18 protein-coding genes are annotated in these 16,362 nt (G+C 37.2%); 10 read left to right on the top strand and 8 right to left on the bottom strand.

What is annotated here, in order from left to right:
* Nucleotides 1-75 precede the first annotated feature (75 nt).
* Both ACY2A0_RS14150 and ACY2A0_RS14145 read left to right on the top strand, forming a co-directional pair.
* Complete coding sequence (locus tag ACY2A0_RS14150) at nt 76-267, top strand: hypothetical protein (RefSeq protein WP_461790125.1); 192 nt, start codon at nt 76-78, stop codon at nt 265-267.
* Between the two features lie 75 nt (nt 268-342).
* Nucleotides 343-1,461 carry a GNAT family N-acetyltransferase gene (locus tag ACY2A0_RS14145; RefSeq protein ID WP_461790124.1) on the top strand — a complete coding sequence of 373 codons (1,119 nt, stop codon included), beginning with the start codon at nt 343-345 and terminating at the stop codon, nt 1,459-1,461.
* Nucleotides 1,462-1,484: 23 nt separating this feature from the next.
* On the opposite strand, the gene ACY2A0_RS14140 is transcribed toward ACY2A0_RS14145, so the two are convergent.
* From ACY2A0_RS14140 to ACY2A0_RS14115, 6 genes are all read right to left on the bottom strand, one after another.
* Nucleotides 1,485-1,832 (bottom strand): helix-turn-helix domain-containing protein, encoded by a 348-nt coding sequence (locus tag ACY2A0_RS14140; RefSeq protein ID WP_461790123.1) that lies wholly within the window; start codon nt 1,830-1,832, stop codon nt 1,485-1,487.
* 11 nt (nt 1,833-1,843) lie between these two features.
* Complete coding sequence (locus tag ACY2A0_RS14135; RefSeq protein ID WP_461790122.1) at nt 1,844-3,199, bottom strand: UDP-N-acetylmuramate--L-alanine ligase; 1,356 nt, start codon at nt 3,197-3,199, stop codon at nt 1,844-1,846.
* Between the two features lie 30 nt (nt 3,200-3,229).
* Nucleotides 3,230-4,072, bottom strand: a complete 843-nt coding sequence (prmA, locus tag ACY2A0_RS14130) for a 50S ribosomal protein L11 methyltransferase (RefSeq protein ID WP_461790121.1) — start codon at nt 4,070-4,072, stop codon at nt 3,230-3,232.
* 64 nt (nt 4,073-4,136) lie between these two features.
* Nucleotides 4,137-4,898, bottom strand: a complete 762-nt coding sequence (gene tpiA, locus ACY2A0_RS14125) for a triose-phosphate isomerase (RefSeq protein WP_461790120.1) — start codon at nt 4,896-4,898, stop codon at nt 4,137-4,139.
* Nucleotides 4,899-4,997: 99 nt separating this feature from the next.
* Nucleotides 4,998-6,167 (bottom strand): putative sugar nucleotidyl transferase, encoded by a 1,170-nt coding sequence (locus ACY2A0_RS14120; RefSeq protein WP_461790119.1) that lies wholly within the window; start codon nt 6,165-6,167, stop codon nt 4,998-5,000.
* 71 nt (nt 6,168-6,238) lie between these two features.
* Nucleotides 6,239-6,487 (bottom strand): type B 50S ribosomal protein L31, encoded by a 249-nt coding sequence (locus ACY2A0_RS14115; RefSeq protein WP_113635639.1) that lies wholly within the window; start codon nt 6,485-6,487, stop codon nt 6,239-6,241.
* A gap of 307 nt (nt 6,488-6,794) precedes the next feature.
* On the opposite strand from ACY2A0_RS14115, the gene ACY2A0_RS14110 reads away from it, so the two are divergent.
* Complete coding sequence (locus ACY2A0_RS14110) at nt 6,795-7,019, top strand: hypothetical protein (RefSeq protein WP_461790118.1); 225 nt, start codon at nt 6,795-6,797, stop codon at nt 7,017-7,019.
* A 27-nt stretch (nt 7,020-7,046) separates the two neighbouring features.
* Here ACY2A0_RS14110 and ACY2A0_RS14105 read toward each other — a convergent pair whose 3' ends face one another.
* Both ACY2A0_RS14105 and mce read right to left on the bottom strand, forming a co-directional pair.
* Nucleotides 7,047-7,325 (bottom strand): hypothetical protein, encoded by a 279-nt coding sequence (locus tag ACY2A0_RS14105; RefSeq protein WP_461791581.1) that lies wholly within the window; start codon nt 7,323-7,325, stop codon nt 7,047-7,049.
* A gap of 5 nt (nt 7,326-7,330) precedes the next feature.
* A complete protein-coding gene (gene mce, locus ACY2A0_RS14100; RefSeq protein ID WP_461790116.1) occupies nt 7,331-7,732 on the bottom strand; it encodes a methylmalonyl-CoA epimerase in 402 nt (133 codons plus the stop codon).
* A 275-nt stretch (nt 7,733-8,007) separates the two neighbouring features.
* On the opposite strand from mce, the gene ACY2A0_RS14095 reads away from it, so the two are divergent.
* The 7 genes from ACY2A0_RS14095 (at nt 8,008) to ACY2A0_RS14065 (ending at nt 16,259) form a co-directional block, all read left to right on the top strand.
* Nucleotides 8,008-9,219 carry an IscS subfamily cysteine desulfurase gene (locus tag ACY2A0_RS14095; protein ID WP_461790115.1) on the top strand — a complete coding sequence of 404 codons (1,212 nt, stop codon included), beginning with the start codon at nt 8,008-8,010 and terminating at the stop codon, nt 9,217-9,219.
* A gap of 124 nt (nt 9,220-9,343) precedes the next feature.
* Entirely contained in the window at nt 9,344-9,757 is a 414-nt protein-coding gene (gene iscU / locus ACY2A0_RS14090; RefSeq protein WP_461790114.1) for a Fe-S cluster assembly scaffold IscU, read from the top strand.
* Nucleotides 9,758-9,867: 110 nt separating this feature from the next.
* A complete protein-coding gene (locus ACY2A0_RS14085) occupies nt 9,868-10,194 on the top strand; it encodes a HesB/IscA family protein (RefSeq protein WP_461790113.1) in 327 nt (108 codons plus the stop codon).
* 154 nt (nt 10,195-10,348) lie between these two features.
* Nucleotides 10,349-12,259 carry an AMP-dependent synthetase/ligase gene (locus ACY2A0_RS14080; RefSeq protein WP_461790112.1) on the top strand — a complete coding sequence of 637 codons (1,911 nt, stop codon included), beginning with the start codon at nt 10,349-10,351 and terminating at the stop codon, nt 12,257-12,259.
* A gap of 502 nt (nt 12,260-12,761) precedes the next feature.
* The gene (locus ACY2A0_RS14075; RefSeq protein WP_461790111.1) at nt 12,762-13,418 is read left to right on the top strand and encodes a hypothetical protein; all 657 of its coding nucleotides are present in this window, start codon (nt 12,762-12,764) and stop codon (nt 13,416-13,418) included.
* Nucleotides 13,419-13,435: 17 nt separating this feature from the next.
* A complete protein-coding gene (locus tag ACY2A0_RS14070) occupies nt 13,436-14,752 on the top strand; it encodes an ABC1 kinase family protein (protein ID WP_461790110.1) in 1,317 nt (438 codons plus the stop codon).
* A gap of 31 nt (nt 14,753-14,783) precedes the next feature.
* Nucleotides 14,784-16,259: a cryptochrome/photolyase family protein gene (locus ACY2A0_RS14065; RefSeq protein ID WP_461790109.1), complete on the top strand. Its 1,476-nt coding sequence runs from the start codon at nt 14,784-14,786 to the stop codon at nt 16,257-16,259.
* The last annotated feature ends 103 nt before the right edge of the window (nt 16,260-16,362 follow it).

Genomic DNA, 16,362 nt, shown 5'->3' with positions numbered 1-16,362 from the left:
TTTCTATTTCAGAAAACATTTTTGTAACTTTATTTAGAGCATTTAACTTTCGGAACTTAAACAATTTTTTGTGTAATGAAAACGCCAAAAAAACCTATTCAAAACAAGCCTGCAGGCAAGCCAAATTCTAAGAAAGAGGAGATGGACGAGGAATTGGATGACATCCAAGATGAGAAAAACGTAGATGAGGATGAAGATGACTTTGATATGCCTCTTGATGATCTTGATACTTTTGACAGTTTCGATGATGACGACGACGACTTTTAATCAGATAGCAATCATATAAAATACTAAATGCAAAAGCCCCTAATTTATCGGGGCTTTTTGCTATTTTAGCCCCCTATGAAAGCCGTATTAGTTAGCAACAAACAATCGCAACAGAAATTTCTTGATATTGTAGAAAAGCTTTACAAAGCAGATAAAGCTTACATCAGGCCATTAGATCAAGATGTTGAGAAGGTTTTTGACAGTAAACATAATCCATTTTTCAAGCATGGGCAGTGTGTAAGATGGATCTTAGTTGACAATAAAAACAAGACCATAGGAAGAATTGCGGCTTTCATCAATGAAAAGAAAGCTTACGGCTATGAAGTTGCAACCGGAGGAGTTGGATTTTTCGAATGTATCAATGATCAGTCTGCGGCTAATGTTTTGTTTGACACAGCTAAACAGTGGTTAAGCGAAAGAGGCATGAAAGCCATGGAGGGTCCGATTAATTTTGGCGAGAACGATAGTTTTTGGGGTTTGTTAGTAGAGGGATTCACTCCCGCCTCTTACGGTATGAACTATCATTTGCCTTACTACAATAATCTGTTCAAAGCCTACGGATTCGAAACAGCTTACGAACAAATCACCAATATCATCGATCTGACTATCCCATTTCCGGCAAGATTTACCAAAATTGCCAATTGGGTAGCGGCAAAGCCTGGTTATACTTTCGAACACTTCGAAAAAAGCAATGCCGAAAAATACATCAATGATTTAATGGAAATCTACAATGACGGCTGGAAGGATTTCGAAAATTTTGTACCTATAAAAAAAGAAACCTTACAAGAAAGCTTCAAACAAATGGAAGTGATTATGGACGAGAACTTGATATGGTTTGCTTACGTTAACAATGAGCCAGCTTCATTTATCGTACTAATTCCCGATGCCAATCAAATGATTAGCGGTTTTAATGGGAAACTAGGCTTGTTGCAAAAGCTTAAATTCGCTTACAGACGATGGAGAGGCGTAAAACGTATGAGAGCGATAGTGATGGGAACCAAGCAAGCTTTTCAAAAGCATGGTCTGGAGTCGGCTTTATTTATCAAGCTTGGAGAATATGTACTCCCGAAAAACCAATATACAGAATTGGAACTGTCTTGGGTGGGCGATTTTAACGACAAAATGCTATCAATACACGAGGCCACAGGTGCTAAATTTGCTAAGAAACATTTAACGCTACGGAAGATGTTTTAAGAAATATCACTTCCAAACGCTGACTAAAGCCCTAATTTATCGTACAAATCAATTACTTTTTTCTGCAGTTTCACCACTTCAGCTTCCCGCTCAGTGAGTTGTTTTTTTAGCTCGGCTATTTCCTCAACTACTTCTTGAGAAACCAAGGATGTTTCTTGCTTAGAAATAACCGTGTTAATAGCCACGTCAAAATATTTAGCAATTTGCGCTAAACGAGAGATATTGATATCGGTTTGTCCACTTTCAATCTTTGACAGTGCCGCAACTGAAATACCCAAGGCGCCAGCTACTTCAGTTTGCCCTTTTGATTTGGCCAACCGCAACTTTTTAATGTTCTCCCCTATGGATTTGATTAATTTCTGATTGGCCAATTCTTTTTGTTTTAATTTGTCTTTAACTGGTTCGCTAACTGATGTAAATCAAGTCCTGCATAAGTACCAGAACTCATCATCAACAAATTAGTTTGCTTATAATTTAAACTTGTAAGGTAAGCAAGCAACTCTTGCTGATTATCAAAATACAACAATTTGTCATCTTCAAAAGCTTGTTTAATGTCTTGCTTAGTCAAGGGCTGCATTTTCTTTTGTTCAAAAGTTTTTGCATCAATGTAAACAATAGCAATATCGGCATCGTTCATACATCCTTTGTATTCGTTCAAGAAATCTTTGTTTAAGCTACTGAAGGTATGCAATTCCATAAACGCCACCAATTTTCTATCTTTAAATTGAGATTTTACGGCGTTGATAGTCGCTTTCAGCTTTGACGGCGAGTGAGCAAAATCTTTATATACATTAGTTTGATCCTTGGTGCTAATTAACTCTAATCGTTTAGCAGCGCCCGCAAAAGAACTAATTGCAGCATTAAAACCCTCTTCATCTATACCTAACTGAGCACATACATTTTTAGCGGCGTTAAGGTTCATGAGGTTATGATCTCCAAAAACGTTCAAAGCTACATGTTGAGGCAATAAATAAGTGACACCATCTACAACTTCATGTGCTGGTACACCGTAAGGAATTTTAACAACATCGGCGGTAGAAAGCGCTACAGTTTTCCTCAACTCTTCATCCAATTCGCAATAAATCAGTTTACCTTTTGGTGTGATCGTATCAATGAATTTACTAAACTGCGCTACGTAATTTTCAAAGGTTGGGAAAACATTAATGTGATCCCAGGCAATACCACTAATTACGGCAATATTAGCTTGATACAGATGGAACTTAGGCCTTCTATCGATTGGAGATGCTAAATATTCGTCACCTTCAATTACTATGATTGGCGCTGTATCGGTAATTTTCACCATAGTTTCAAAACCAGCAAGTTGCGCCCCTACCAAGTAGTCAAACTCCTTTTGATGATAATGGAGCACATGCAAAATCATGGATGTGATTGTAGTTTTACCATGACTTCCGCCAATTACTACTCTGATTTTTTCTTTAGATTGCTCATAAATATAAGCTGGATACGAGTAAATTTTTAGTCCCAGTTCTTGCGCTTTAAGCAACTCTGGATTATCTACACGGGCATGCATACCTAAAATAATCACATCAATATCCGAAGTGATTCTATTGTCATCCCAACCCATTTCTGTTGGTAAAAGACCATGTTTAGCCAAACGGCTATTAGATGGCTCGTAAATCACATCATCGGAACCAGTTACATTATAGCCTTTCTGATGTAATGCAATGGCTAAGTTGTGCATGGCTGCGCCGCCTACGGCAATCAAATGAACTCTCATAATTAGCAAATTATCCAATTAGCTAATTAGCTAATTTTCTGTTTTAATAAATTTAGCGGCTACCCAATTATCTATTTTCTTATGGTTTTGATAGCTTAAACCAAATTTTTCGCAGTGCGATTGGATCATTTCCAAATCTGGCGTTTCATAAAAGCCGCTGAAAAAAATCAGACCTCCAGTTTTTAAAACTGCAGCGTAGCTTTCGATTTGATCCAGTAGAATATTTCTGTTGATGTTGGCCAAAATCACATCAAACTCTTGCTGAGGAATTACTTCCTTACTGCCATGCAATGATACAAGATTGTCTACGTCGTTAAGCTTTGCATTTTCGATGGCACTCTCGTAGCATACCTCATCATAATCAATTGCTACGATGTTTTTAGCTCCTCTTTTCGCTGCCAAAATCCCTAAAATTGCAGTACCTGCACCCATATCCAGTACGTCAGCACCATTAAAATCTGTCTCCAGAATATACTGCATCATCATGGTAGTAGTTTGATGATGTCCGGTGCCAAAAGACATTTTAGGGTCAATCACAATTTCATATCGATATTGTGGCTGTGCCTCATGGAAAGTTGCCCTAACATAACACTCATCACTTATAATTAAGGGACTGAAATTGCTTTCCCATTCTTTATTCCAATTTTCAGTAACAACTTCTTCAATTTGATATTGCGCTTGAAGTTCCTGATGTTCCGCTAAAAGCGCTTTAAGTTTATTTTCTTCAAATAAACCTTGCTGCACAAAAGCATCAAAACCATTATCAGTGTCTTCAAAAGTTTCAAAATTTATCTCTGCTAAATCGGCAATGAATAAATCTTTCTGATATTCTTCAATTTCACCAAACGCAAAACTCACTTTAAGGTAATCCATATTAAAAAAATAAGGTATGCAAGTTCGTAATTTCCCTGCATACCTTATATAGCTTTTAGTTATATTAAGAATTTAATGCTTTGATGATATCCGTGAAATCACGAGATTTTAATGATGCGCCACCAATTAAGCCACCATCAATATCTGCCTGAGCAAATAATTCAGGCGCATTTTTAGCATTGCAGCTTCCGCCATATAAAATTGTGGTATCATCAGCTACATTCATGCCATATTTAGCTTCAATTTTTGAACGAATAAATGCATGAATGTCCTGTGCTTGCTCAGGTGTGGCTGTTAGGCCAGTTCCAATTGCCCAAACTGGCTCATAGGCTAGTACCACTTTTGCAAAATCTTCAGCGCTTAAATCAAAAACACCTTCTTCCAATTGTGTTTCAATTACGTTAAAATAGCTACCGTTATTCCTTTCATCTAAAGTCTCTCCAATACAAAAAATCGGCGTTAGTTGATTTGTCAATGCAGCTTTGGTTTTATCTGCCAACAATTGATTGCTTTCTGCGAAGTATTGGCGACGCTCCGAGTGACCGATGATGACATAGTCCGAGCCAGTTGATTTAATCATTTTTGCAGAAATCTCGCCAGTATAGGCACCGTTTTCATTTTGATGACAATTTTGCGCACCTATTTTAACAACGCCTGATGACAATTGAGCTAAACTGTTCAAATGTATATAAGGTGCACAGATTACAGCAATTTGATCGCCTTTTTTTTCATCTCTCACCATGTTTACGATTTCCGAAAACAATGATACTCCTTCATTGTAATCGTTATTCATTTTCCAGTTTCCTGCAACTATTTTTTTTCTCATTTCTATATTGGGTTTTATGTTGGAATGTTATAAAGTTTGAAGTTGGAATGTTGGAAAAGAACCTTTAAACATTTCAACTTTCCAACTTTTTCAACTTCATTAAAAGTGCCTATATTGCTCTGTTAGCTCAAAAACATGAGCGATGATTGCTTTCTCCGTTTCGTCCAACACCATGTCTCGGCGTTCATAAACCAAGGCCGCGGTTTCAAGCATTTTATTTAAAGCGTAAATATCAAAACCATGAGCTCCGCCCCAAGCAAAATCGGGGATGAAATTTCGTGGAAAACCGGCACCAAAAACATTGGCGCTCACACCTACAACTGTACCTGTATTAAACATCGTGTTGATGGCGCATTTAGCATGGTCAGCCATAATTAAGCCGCAGAACTGCAACCCGGTTTTTCTAAAGCTCTCCTTTTCATAATCCCATAACCTTACTTCGGCATAATTATTTTTGAGGTTGGAGTTATTACTATCAGCACCTATATTGCACCATTGGCCCATTACTGCGTTGCCCAAATATCCTTCGTGACCTTTAGACGAATAACCCCAAATTACGGCATTGTTTATTTCGCCGCCTACCCTACTAAAAGGACCAATGGTTGTTTTGCCGTAAATCTTAGCACCCATTTTCACTTGCGAATCATGGCATAGCGCAAACGAACCTCGAATGTGACAGCCTTCCCAAACTTGGCTATTTCTACCTAAGTAAACTGGGCCTTGCAATGTATTAAAAGTACTACACTCCGCAACTGCTCCTTCCTCTACAAAAATATTTTCGCCTAAAACGGTATTCGTATTGCTTAATTTAGCTGATGTTCTATTTTTAGTGAGCAACGCGAAATCCTTTTTCAATTCCACGTCATTGTAGCCAAAAACCTGCTCGGGATAATCTACCTTTACGAAACCGGAAAGATAGGCGACTCTCTTTAAGTTGATGAAAGCTTCATGGTAATCACTAATACCTTTTGCTTTGTAAGCAATTACAATATCGGCAGCATGTAACACCTGGCCATCACTTAAAGCAGCAACTGCTTCTAGCAATTCTTCGTCTGGACAAATAGAACCATTAATAAAAAGTGTGGTATCTTTTAGCCCGAATTTTCTTTGAAGGTAATCTTGCGTTTGAAAACCAAAGTCTGTTTGCAGGTGATGCGACCATTTTTCTGCAATGGTAAGAATACCTAGCCGCAAATCGGCCACAGGCCTGGTGAAAGTAAGCGGCCTAAGCGTAAGCCATGATTTGTCATCAAATAGGTTGAATGCCATAAGCAACAAAAATAAAAAAAGTCCCGAACCTTAGGCCCGGGACTTTGAAAAAAATATGTTTTAAGCTAAAATTATTTTTTAGCGTAACGGTTTTTGAATTTATCGATACGACCAGCAGTATCTACCAACTTCATTTTACCAGTATAGAACGGGTGTGAAGTGTGAGAAATCTCTAACTTGTAAAGAGGGTACTCATTACCATCTTCCCATTTAATTGTTTCTTTCGTGTCAACACAAGATTTTGTTAAGAAAGAATAGTCGTTAGACATATCTTTAAATACAACAAATCTGTAGCTTGATGGATGCAAATCTTTTTTCATTTTCTTTATTTTTTGTTTGAAACCTCAACCTCATTGTTGCAATTTGCTGGCAAAAATGTTGATGGATGCTTCTATAAATCTTTAACTCTATAATTTTAGAGGTGCAAATATCAAGATAATTTTTGATACTAACAAGTACGATGCAATATTATTTAAAAATTATACTGCTCCAGTAACATAGCCGATTTAATGTTATGGCAACAACATCATTTTACAATGTTATCGCCACAAACATATAAAAAACCTAAAGAATACTGCGTTAACCTTAACAGGCAGTTTTAATAATTTGACAACTTATGAAGGAAAGATGAAACAAATTACCGCAAATGAATATTATATCCTAAAAAAAATCATGGCACAAGTAACAGCGGGTGAATTAATCACACTCAATATCGACAATCAAAAAGTGACTATTAAAGTAGAGGATGCCTCTAAAAGTGATTTCATTTCTGGCAAAGTGGAAAGCAGCAGTTCGAAAGGCTACAAAGAAGGAAATGTATATGAATTTAATCGCGATTTACTTAACGATTAGCGCATAAAACACGAAGACATCAAGAGGTTAAGTCTTCGAATATTTGTTCCAAATCTCCAGCTTTGCTTTTTGTCGTGCGAGGTAAGCATCAGCAATCACTTGGCCGGCACTGGCATTCTCGGCACTTTCTAAGAGCTGCTTCAACTTATCCTGATCTACATCGGCACGATAGAGAATTTGCACCAACTTTGGAAAATCATCTTCCACCAAATACTCAAAAGCCTTTATTAAAACATCACGCAAATGTTCCTCGCTCATATTTTCTGGCAGTTCAAAATCTTTGCCCACCATTTTAGTTAAAGACATTCCGCTCATTTGATCTCCTGACAAAGTTCTATCAAAACTCCATGCGTATTTTTGGGATGTACAAAACAAATCAACTTGTTATCGGCACCTTTCTTTGGTTCTTCACTTAACAATGTAAATCCTTCCTTCCTCAACCTGTTCATCTCCGTATAAATATCTTCTACATCAAAAGCGATATGATGTATGCCCTCGCCCCTTTTTTCAATAAATTTAGCAATAGCACTGTCCGCAGACGTACTGGCCAATAATTCAATCTTATTTTCTCCGGTTTTGAAAAATGCTGTGTCTACGTTTTCGCTTTCTACTCTCTCTGTTTTATAACAGTTCGTCCCCAAAAGCCGCTCATACAGTATGGTAGATTTTTGCAAATCAGCCACTGCAATACCAATGTGTTCTATTTTATTCATTTTTTTCTGAAAGTTAGATATCCGAGGTCGAAAGTCACAGTCGCTGCTCGGCGAAAACGTCAAACAACAAACGCATATCTATTCTCGTTAACCAAATGTAAAAATGCAGGTTTTATCTATAGGTTCATAGGTATAAATTATAATTGTTCGGAAAGTTTTTTTGTATCTTTGTACTATTATTAAGCAAAGGCGAAAGCCTAAAAGAAAAAGCAATTAAAGATATCAGGCGTTGAGCTTTGGTCTTTTAACTTTCAGCAAACAAAAAATATACAAGAATGGAACTTCCTATTTATTTAGATAACAATGCTACTACGCCACTTGATCCTAGAGTGCTTGAAGCGATGTTGCCTTACTTCACTAACAAATTTGGTAATGCAGCAAGCCGTAACCACGCTTTTGGATGGGTAGCTGAAGAAGGTGTAGACTATGCCCGCGAACAAGTTGCAAAATTGATCGGCTGTTCAGAGAAAGAGATCATCTTTACTTCTGGCGCTACCGAAGCAGATAACTTGGCGATCAAAGGGGTGTTCGAAATGTACGCAGATAAAGGTAATCACATCATTACTGCTACAACAGAGCATAAAGCAGTATTAGACACCTGTAAGCATTTGGAAAAATTAGGTGCTAAAGTAACCTATCTAAATGTAAAAGAAGATGGCTTAATTGACCTTCAAGAGCTTGAGGCAGCAATGACGCCAGAAACAATCTTGGTTGCGATCATGTATGGAAATAATGAGATTGGTGTAATTCAGCCAATCAAAGAAATTTCTGCCATTGCACACAAACATGGTGCTTTGTTCATGACTGATGCTACACAAGCTGTTGGTAAAATCCCTGTAGACGTTAATACTGATGGCATTGACTTAATGGCGTTTAGTGCGCACAAAATGTACGGCCCTAAAGGTGTTGGTGCTTTATATGTACGCAGAAAAGGACCGAGAGTTAAGGTGACTGCTCAAATGGACGGTGGTGGCCACGAACGTGGTATGCGCTCTGGAACTTTAAACGTACCGGGTATTGTTGGTCTAGGTAAAGCTTGCGAGCTTTGTCGTTTAGAAATGGAAGATGAAGCAAAACGTTTATCTGCCTTGCGTGATAAACTAGAAAATGCTTTAACAGAATTGGAAGAAAGTTATGTAAATGGTAACAAAGAACATCGTTTACCTCACGTAGCTAATATTTCTTTCAAATATGTGGAGGGAGAAGGCTTGATGATGGCGATGAAAGATTTAGCTGTTTCTTCTGGATCGGCTTGTACCTCAGCTTCGTTAGAACCATCTTACGTGTTAAAATCTTTAGGTTTATCCGATGATTTGGCACACTCTTCGATACGTTTTGGATTGGGTAGATTTACTACAGAGGAAGAAGTTGATTACGCTATAGAAAATACCAAAAAAGCAGTAAACCATTTGAGAGATCTTTCTCCACTTTGGGAAATGTTTAAAGAAGGTATTGACTTGAGTAAAATTGAGTGGGCAGAACACTAGGTAGAGTTACGATTGTAGATTTACGAATTACGATTTGAAAATCGGCAATCATTAAATAAATTAAGAACATAACAATTTACGATGGCAGGCAATCTAAAATCGTAAATCTAAAATCTAAAATATCATGGCATATTCAGAAAAAGTAATTGATCACTATACCAACCCCAGAAACGTTGGTACTCTAAATAAAGAAGCTAAAAACGTAGGTACAGGTTTAGTAGGTGCACCAGAGTGTGGTGACGTGATGCGTTTACAGATTGAAGTAGACGATAACAACGTTATTACCGATGCTAAATTTAAAACCTTCGGTTGTGGTTCAGCGATCGCTTCTTCGTCTTTAGCTACAGAATGGTTAAAAGGCAAATCTATTGATGAGGCTTTAGCAATCGATAACATGGATTTAGTAGAAGAATTGGCTTTACCTCCAGTAAAAATTCACTGTTCGGTATTAGCTGAAGATGCTATCAAATCTGCGATTAACGATTATCGCGTTAAAAATGGATTGGAAGCATTAGAAATGCCTAAATCGCACCACTAATAGATTTTAGATTTGACGAATTACGATTGTGATTTGTCAAATCTAAAATGAATAAAACTTACGATTGAAGATGCCAAATCTAAAATCGTAAATCTAAAATCGTAAATATCATGATTACCATAACAGATAAAGCAAAAGAAAAAATAGAGCACTTGATGCAAGATTCGCAGCTTGGTGCCGACTATTTTTTACGAGTTTCCGTAAAAGGTGGTGGTTGCTCTGGCTTATCCTATAATTTAGATTTCGACAATGAAGAAAAAGTCGGAGATCAATTTTTTGAGGATAGAGGCATTAAGATTGCTCTGGACATGAAATCATTTTTATACTTAGCTGGTACAGAGCTTGATTTTTCTGATGGCCTAAATGGTAAAGGCTTTAACTTCATCAACCCAAATGCTAGTCGTACTTGTGGTTGTGGAGAAAGTTTTTCAGTATAGTATAAATACCATAAATGTTATTTAGGGCATCGATAATTTCGATGCCCTTTTGTTTTAACGTCTATTTTTTACCAACAATCCTTCTTTCGTTTTGTATTATTAATTACAATGCCTTATCATTGTTGGTTCAAAACATCACCAAAGTAAATGTAACATGGTATCATTCAACGAATTTTCTACCGTACCTTCGCTATTACGTAACGTTGTAAAAAACATTCATCAACCTCAAGAAACTTTTTTGATCCATAAAAAAGGAGCCAATTGGGAAGAAATCTCCTTTGAGGAAACCTTAAACAAAGCCGATGCTGTTTCTGCTTTTTTCTTGGAGAAAGGAATTGTTAAAGGAGATCGCCTAGGCTTGATGATGGAAAATTCGCCAGAATACGTTTACTATGATCAGGGCATCCAACAAATTGGCGTAATTAATGTATCCATCTATCCTACCCTTTCTGAACAGGAGGTGGCTTACATCATCAATGATTCTGGAATTAAAGCAATTTTGGCAGGTAATCCTTTCTTATTTAGGAAGATATTAAAAGTAGCAGATAATTGTCAGGAATTGAGATACATCATTCCTGCATTTGCTGATTTTGGAAAAATTGCTGTTCCAGAAGGTTTAAACATCGAAGTTATCGATTATCAGCACATTTTAAACAGACCTGTTTCTACCGCTGAAATAGCGGAAATTGACAGACGGCGCTCAGAAGTTTTACCTAACGATGTTTCCTCATTGATTTATACTTCTGGAACTACGGGCACACCTAAAGGAGTAATGCTCACCCACTACAACTTCGTCAAAAATGTAGAAGTGTGTTTGCAACAAATTCCCGTAATTGATGAAACGGAAACTTTTTTGTCGTTCCTGCCGTTATCGCATGTATTTGAGCGTACCGCAACTTACCATGTGTGCTGTGCACAAGGGTGTAAAATAGCATTCGCACAAAGTTTGGAGCTACTCGCCAAAAATATGGGCGAAGTTAAACCAACGGTAATGTCTTGCGTTCCACGCTTGTTGGAGCGTATTCACGATAAGGCTATCAAATCCGGAACTGCCGCTGGAGGCATGAAAGCAAAAATATTTACTTGGGCCATTGAAACCGGAAGTGCCTATAGAGAAAAGAAAGAAGCAGGTAAAAACCCCGGCTTCATATTAAGCGGAAAGAAAGCTTTAGCTGAAAAATTAGTATTCAGCAAGATCAAAGAAAAAACCGGTGGACGATTGAAATTCATGATTTCTGGTGGCGCTGCATTGCCTAAAAATGTGGGCGAGTTCTTCGGAAATTTAGGCATCAAGATATTAGAAGGATTTGGCTTGACCGAAACTTCTCCTGTAATGGCAGTTACCGAATATCACAGGCAAGTATATGGCACTGTTGGTCGTGTAATTCCGGGAATTGAAATAGGAATACAAAACGTAGATACTAAGCAGATTATTAACGTTCAAACTCACGATACCTTTGACGAAAACTTCGAATGCGAAGAGGGTGAAATCATTGTTCGCGGGCATTGTGTGATGAAAGGTTACTTTAATAAACCTGCTGAAACTGCCGAAGCGATTGACAAAGACAAGTGGTTTCACACGGGTGATATTGGTCGTTTTTACAAAGGCAACTTACAGATTACTGACCGATTGAAAAACATGATTGTGAATGCTTACGGAAAGAATGTGTATCCTACGCCAGTAGAAAATATCTATTTGAAAAGTCCTAAAATTGACCAACTATTTTTAATTGGCGATAAAAAAGAATACATCACAGCAATCATTATCCCTAATAAAGAAACGCTGCAAGAAACTTTTAATTTAAAAGAGGAGTTTTTCCAACGTGAAGGCGATTTTATTGATGATAAGGAAATCAATGATTGGATAGCTCAGGATATTAAAAAAATCAGTAATGAATTGGCGAAATTTGAGCGCATTAAACATTTTATTATCAAACGCAATCCGTTTAGTATAGAAGAAGGTGAAATTACACCTACCCTTAAAGTAAAGCGTAGAGTGGTGGAGAAAAAATATGCTCCTGCTATTGCGGAAATGTACGCGAAGGATAGTGTTGAATCGGAATAGTTCACTTTATTGGTTTTTTAGATTGCAGTTTAGCGCAGCTAAAATAGGTCTTAGCTGCGCTCTAGATAACCGCGTTGCTAAATTTAACAACAACTTTGATCCCCGCTTGGTTTAGCTAATGGACTAAACGGTTTCTCCTTTTGCCTCCAACGACTTGAATTAGGTTTTTTGGCTAAAGCCATAGAATAACATATTTAATTGCAGCCAGCTAAAGCAGACTGCAATTAAATACCATCAATATCAAATTCCCTTTCTCACTCTTATAGAGCGACTTGCTGTCGATATTTTGTGATATGAACTACTTTTCATGAATTTTAATTGCAGCAACCTAAATTTTAACGAAGCTCAAGGAACGTTAAAAATAGGAACATAGCGTCTGGTTATTATTTCATAAAATACCAATAAAGCCAGTATTTCCACTATTCAAAAATTAGTAAAATAATACACTAATATTACACTTAAAAGCTTCTCCAGTTGTTAAATTAGTACAAAATTACAAGACATGAAAAAGCAGCAGTTGACAAAGGAAACATTAATGGAAAAATACAGCGATTATTTGCTTAGCTACGGAAAGCAGCCCGTTAATGTATACACTTTTGCAAAGGAAAATCAATTCTCAGAATCTAAATTTTACGAACATTTTGCAAGTTTCGAAGCCTTAGAGCAAGCCTATTTGGTTTATTTCTTTGATAAGTCGGTAAGCTTGGCTAAACAGATTGAGAATTTTGAAGCGATGCAGGCGAAGGAGCAACTGCTTAACTTATATTTTATCTTTTTCGAAAATTTAAATTTAAACAGATCTTTAGTGCTTACGCTATTGAAAAATGATTTAAAAGATCGCCTTCATATTTTAAAGCAACTCAAATCAAGTCACCATATATTTGTTAAAGAACTAGATTTTGAACAAGGTAAATTATTTGAAAATGCACCAGAGCGACTTAAAAACTTCACCGAAAAATCAAGAGAAGAGGTGCTGTGGCTACATTTCTTATCTGTGTTAGATTTTTGGAAGAAAGACACCTCCCCTAGCTTCGAAAAAACAGATCTATATATTGAAAAATCAATAGATACAGGCTTCGACATTGTTCAAAATCCGCTAATTGATAAGTTTATTGATTTAGGCAAGTTTCTTTGGAAGGAAAAATTCCAGATGTCGTAACCCCTTAAACTTATAGCATGAAAACTCTAGATAGCATTCCTACTGGTAAAATACAGCGGGCAGGTAGCTTTTTGAAAGCTGGCGCCAAAGTAGGCATCAATTACTTAAAATATTATGGTGATAAAATCATCAAAGACGAAGCGGAGGCAAAGGAAACTTTAAATCGCAACAATGCTGAAGATATCTACGACAGCTTAAAGGAACTGAAAGGATCGGCATTAAAGGTTGCACAAATGTTGAGCATGGAAAAAAACATGCTTCCGGCTGCTTATGTGGAGAAATTTTCGTTGTCGCAGTTTTCAGTCCCGCCTTTATCAGGTGCTTTGGTAAAGAAAACTTTCCGTAAATATTTTGGGAAAAACCCGAGCGAAATTTTTGACGATTTCTCTGAAGAATCTGTGAATGCTGCTAGTATTGGACAAGTGCACAAAGCCGTGAAAGATGGTAAACAACTTGCCGTTAAAATTCAATATCCAGGCGTGAAAGAGAGTATTTCTACCGATCTAAAGTTGGTGAAGCCGATTGCCATTAAGATGTTCAATATCCAAAAGGAAGGATCTGACAAATATTTTCAGGAGGTTGAAGAGAAGCTGTTTGAAGAAACCGATTATACACTAGAGTTAAAACGTAGTCAGCATTTTTCAAAAGCATGCTCTCACCTACCCAATATTAAATTTCCAGCGTATTATGCAGAATTTTCTTGCGAAAAGATCCTGACCATGGATTGGCTGCAGGGCATACATTTTTCGGAATTTACTAGCAAAAAACAAAGCGACGAAGCTAAAAACTTACTTGGGCAAACCCTGTGGGATTTTTACATGTACCAATTACATGTACTTAAACAACTGCATGCCGATCCGCATCCTGGTAACTTTTTAATTTCTCCAAAAAATGAGCTTTTGGTAATTGATTTTGGCTGCATCAAGGAGATACCTGACGATTTTTATATCCCTTATTTTGAGCTTGCGGACCAAAAAAATTTAAATGACAGTTCGTTTTTCGAGCGAAAGCTTTACGAATTGGAAATTTTGCTTCCTAGCGATACGGAAAAAGAAAAGTCATTTTTCACACAGCTTTTCCATGAAATGCTTTCGCTATTCACGAAGCCGTTCAACATGGATGAGTTCGATTTTTCTGATGAAAGCTTCTTCGCTGAAATTGCTGCCTTAGGTCAAAAGTATGCCAAATTAAATGAGATACGCGATTTAAATGTTAACCGCGGATCCAAGCATTTCATTTACATGAACCGTACGTTTTTTGGTCTGTACAACATGATGCATGACATGGGGGCGAAGCGAGTAAAAATTAAAAATTTCGAACAATTTATAAAATAGCAACGTTTGGATTTAACAAGTTAGTCTACTCATGAAAAGCACTGCCATTATTTTTCCAAACCAACTTTTCGAAGCAGTAAAATTTAAAAAAACCACCAACATTTACCTTGTAGAAGAGTGGCTGTTTTTTAAGCAATATGCTTTTCATCAGCAGAAAATAGCTTTCCATAGGGCCACTATGAAATTCTATGAAAGTTACCTCATTGAATTAGGGTTTGAGGTTACCTATATAGCTACCAACGACAAACTGTCTGACATCAGGAAATTGCTGCCGAAACTTAAAAAGGACGGCATCAGTGAAATTGAGGTATTTGAGCCTGTAGATAATTGGTTGGAAAAACGGATCAGGAAATATGAAGGTGATTTCAATTTTTTATGGATAGAAAATCCGCTTTTTATCAATACGCAGGACGACCTCAAGCAATATTTTAAGCCCGACAAAAAACACTTTCATCAAACTGATTTTTATAAGCAACAGCGTAAACAGCTTCAAGTATTAATGAAGGGCGATGAACCTGAGGGCGGCCAATGGACTTACGATGCCGACAATAGGAAGAAGTACCCAAAAGGCAAACAGGCTCCATATATTAAATTTCCAGAAAGCAATGAATATGTAATAGAAGCGATTTCTTACACGCAAAAGCATTTCTCTAAAAACTATGGCAAACTAAGTAAAAACCTGATTTATCCAGTTACTTTTAAAGATGCCGAGGATTGGTTCGAAGAGTTTTTACAAAATAGATTTTTAGAGTTTGGGACTTACGAGGATAGTATTGTAAAAGAAGAGAACATTTTACACCATAGTTTACTTTCGCCATTATTAAATATTGGCTTTTTAAATCCGAAAAAAGTAATTACCCAGGCTACAACGTTTGCCAAAAAGCATAAAATTCCAATTAATTCTACAGAAGGATTTGTAAGGCAAATATTAGGCTGGCGTGAGTTTATAAGAGGTTTATATGAACGTGTTGGCACTAAGCAACGCAATTCAAATTTCTTTAAGCACCACCGTAAAATTCCGGCCAGCTTTTATACGGCAACCACGGGCATTGCACCTATTGACGGCACTATTAGAAAACTGCTAACAACAGGCTATGTTCACCATATTGAGCGGTTAATGTTACTGGCAAATTTTATGAATTTGTGTGGCATTGATCCAAACGAGATTTACCAGTGGTTCATGGAACTTTTCATAGATGCTTACGATTGGGTGATGGTGCCAAATGTTTACGGGATGAGTCTCTTTGCCGACGGCGGCTTGATGAGTACTAAACCTTACATCAGCGGAAGCAATTACGTTACAAAAATGAGCAATTACGATAAGGGCGAGTGGCAAGAGATTTGGGATGGATTGTTTTGGAATTTCATGGATCAACATCGGAGCTTTTTTGCAAAGCAACTACGCTTATCGATGTTGCTCAACAGTTTTGACAAAATGGATACCAAAAAACGTGAAAAGCATTTAACTGCCGCTGATGCTTTTTTGAAGAAGCTCGAAAAGCAATAGCTTAAGAACGTTGGTCAAGAAAACGACAATAGTAGCACAACCGGAGGTTAGCTAAACGGGATAGCAGCGGAAATACTTTTTGTTTTTGTTGTCATCCTGATCC

The organism is Pedobacter sp. (assembly GCF_965249885.1).
GTDB lineage: Bacteria > Bacteroidota > Bacteroidia > Sphingobacteriales > Sphingobacteriaceae > Pedobacter.
This window is presented reverse-complemented; position numbering and strand designations above follow the sequence as displayed.

Coding starts and splice junctions, on each gene's coding strand:
- prmA (WP_461790121.1), bottom strand. CDS start 4,072: ATGGATTACCTTAAAGTGAGTTTTGCGTTTGGTGAAATTGAAGAATAT.
- ACY2A0_RS14145 (WP_461790124.1), top strand. CDS start 343: ATGAAAGCCGTATTAGTTAGCAACAAACAATCGCAACAGAAATTTCTT.
- ACY2A0_RS14110 (WP_461790118.1), top strand. CDS start 6,795: ATGAAACAAATTACCGCAAATGAATATTATATCCTAAAAAAAATCATG.
- iscU (WP_461790114.1), top strand. CDS start 9,344: ATGGCATATTCAGAAAAAGTAATTGATCACTATACCAACCCCAGAAAC.
- ACY2A0_RS14135 (WP_461790122.1), bottom strand. CDS start 3,199: ATGAGAGTTCATTTGATTGCCGTAGGCGGCGCAGCCATGCACAACTTA.
- ACY2A0_RS14120 (WP_461790119.1), bottom strand. CDS start 6,167: ATGGCATTCAACCTATTTGATGACAAATCATGGCTTACGCTTAGGCCG.
- ACY2A0_RS14150 (WP_461790125.1), top strand. CDS start 76: ATGAAAACGCCAAAAAAACCTATTCAAAACAAGCCTGCAGGCAAGCCA.
- ACY2A0_RS14075 (WP_461790111.1), top strand. CDS start 12,762: ATGAAAAAGCAGCAGTTGACAAAGGAAACATTAATGGAAAAATACAGC.
- ACY2A0_RS14115 (WP_113635639.1), bottom strand. CDS start 6,487: ATGAAAAAAGATTTGCATCCATCAAGCTACAGATTTGTTGTATTTAAA.
- mce (WP_461790116.1), bottom strand. CDS start 7,732: ATGAATAAAATAGAACACATTGGTATTGCAGTGGCTGATTTGCAAAAA.
- ACY2A0_RS14080 (WP_461790112.1), top strand. CDS start 10,349: ATGGTATCATTCAACGAATTTTCTACCGTACCTTCGCTATTACGTAAC.
- ACY2A0_RS14085 (WP_461790113.1), top strand. CDS start 9,868: ATGATTACCATAACAGATAAAGCAAAAGAAAAAATAGAGCACTTGATG.
- ACY2A0_RS14065 (WP_461790109.1), top strand. CDS start 14,784: ATGAAAAGCACTGCCATTATTTTTCCAAACCAACTTTTCGAAGCAGTA.
- ACY2A0_RS14070 (WP_461790110.1), top strand. CDS start 13,436: ATGAAAACTCTAGATAGCATTCCTACTGGTAAAATACAGCGGGCAGGT.
- ACY2A0_RS14105 (WP_461791581.1), bottom strand. CDS start 7,325: ATGTCTTTAACTAAAATGGTGGGCAAAGATTTTGAACTGCCAGAAAAT.
- ACY2A0_RS14095 (WP_461790115.1), top strand. CDS start 8,008: ATGGAACTTCCTATTTATTTAGATAACAATGCTACTACGCCACTTGAT.
- tpiA (WP_461790120.1), bottom strand. CDS start 4,898: ATGAGAAAAAAAATAGTTGCAGGAAACTGGAAAATGAATAACGATTAC.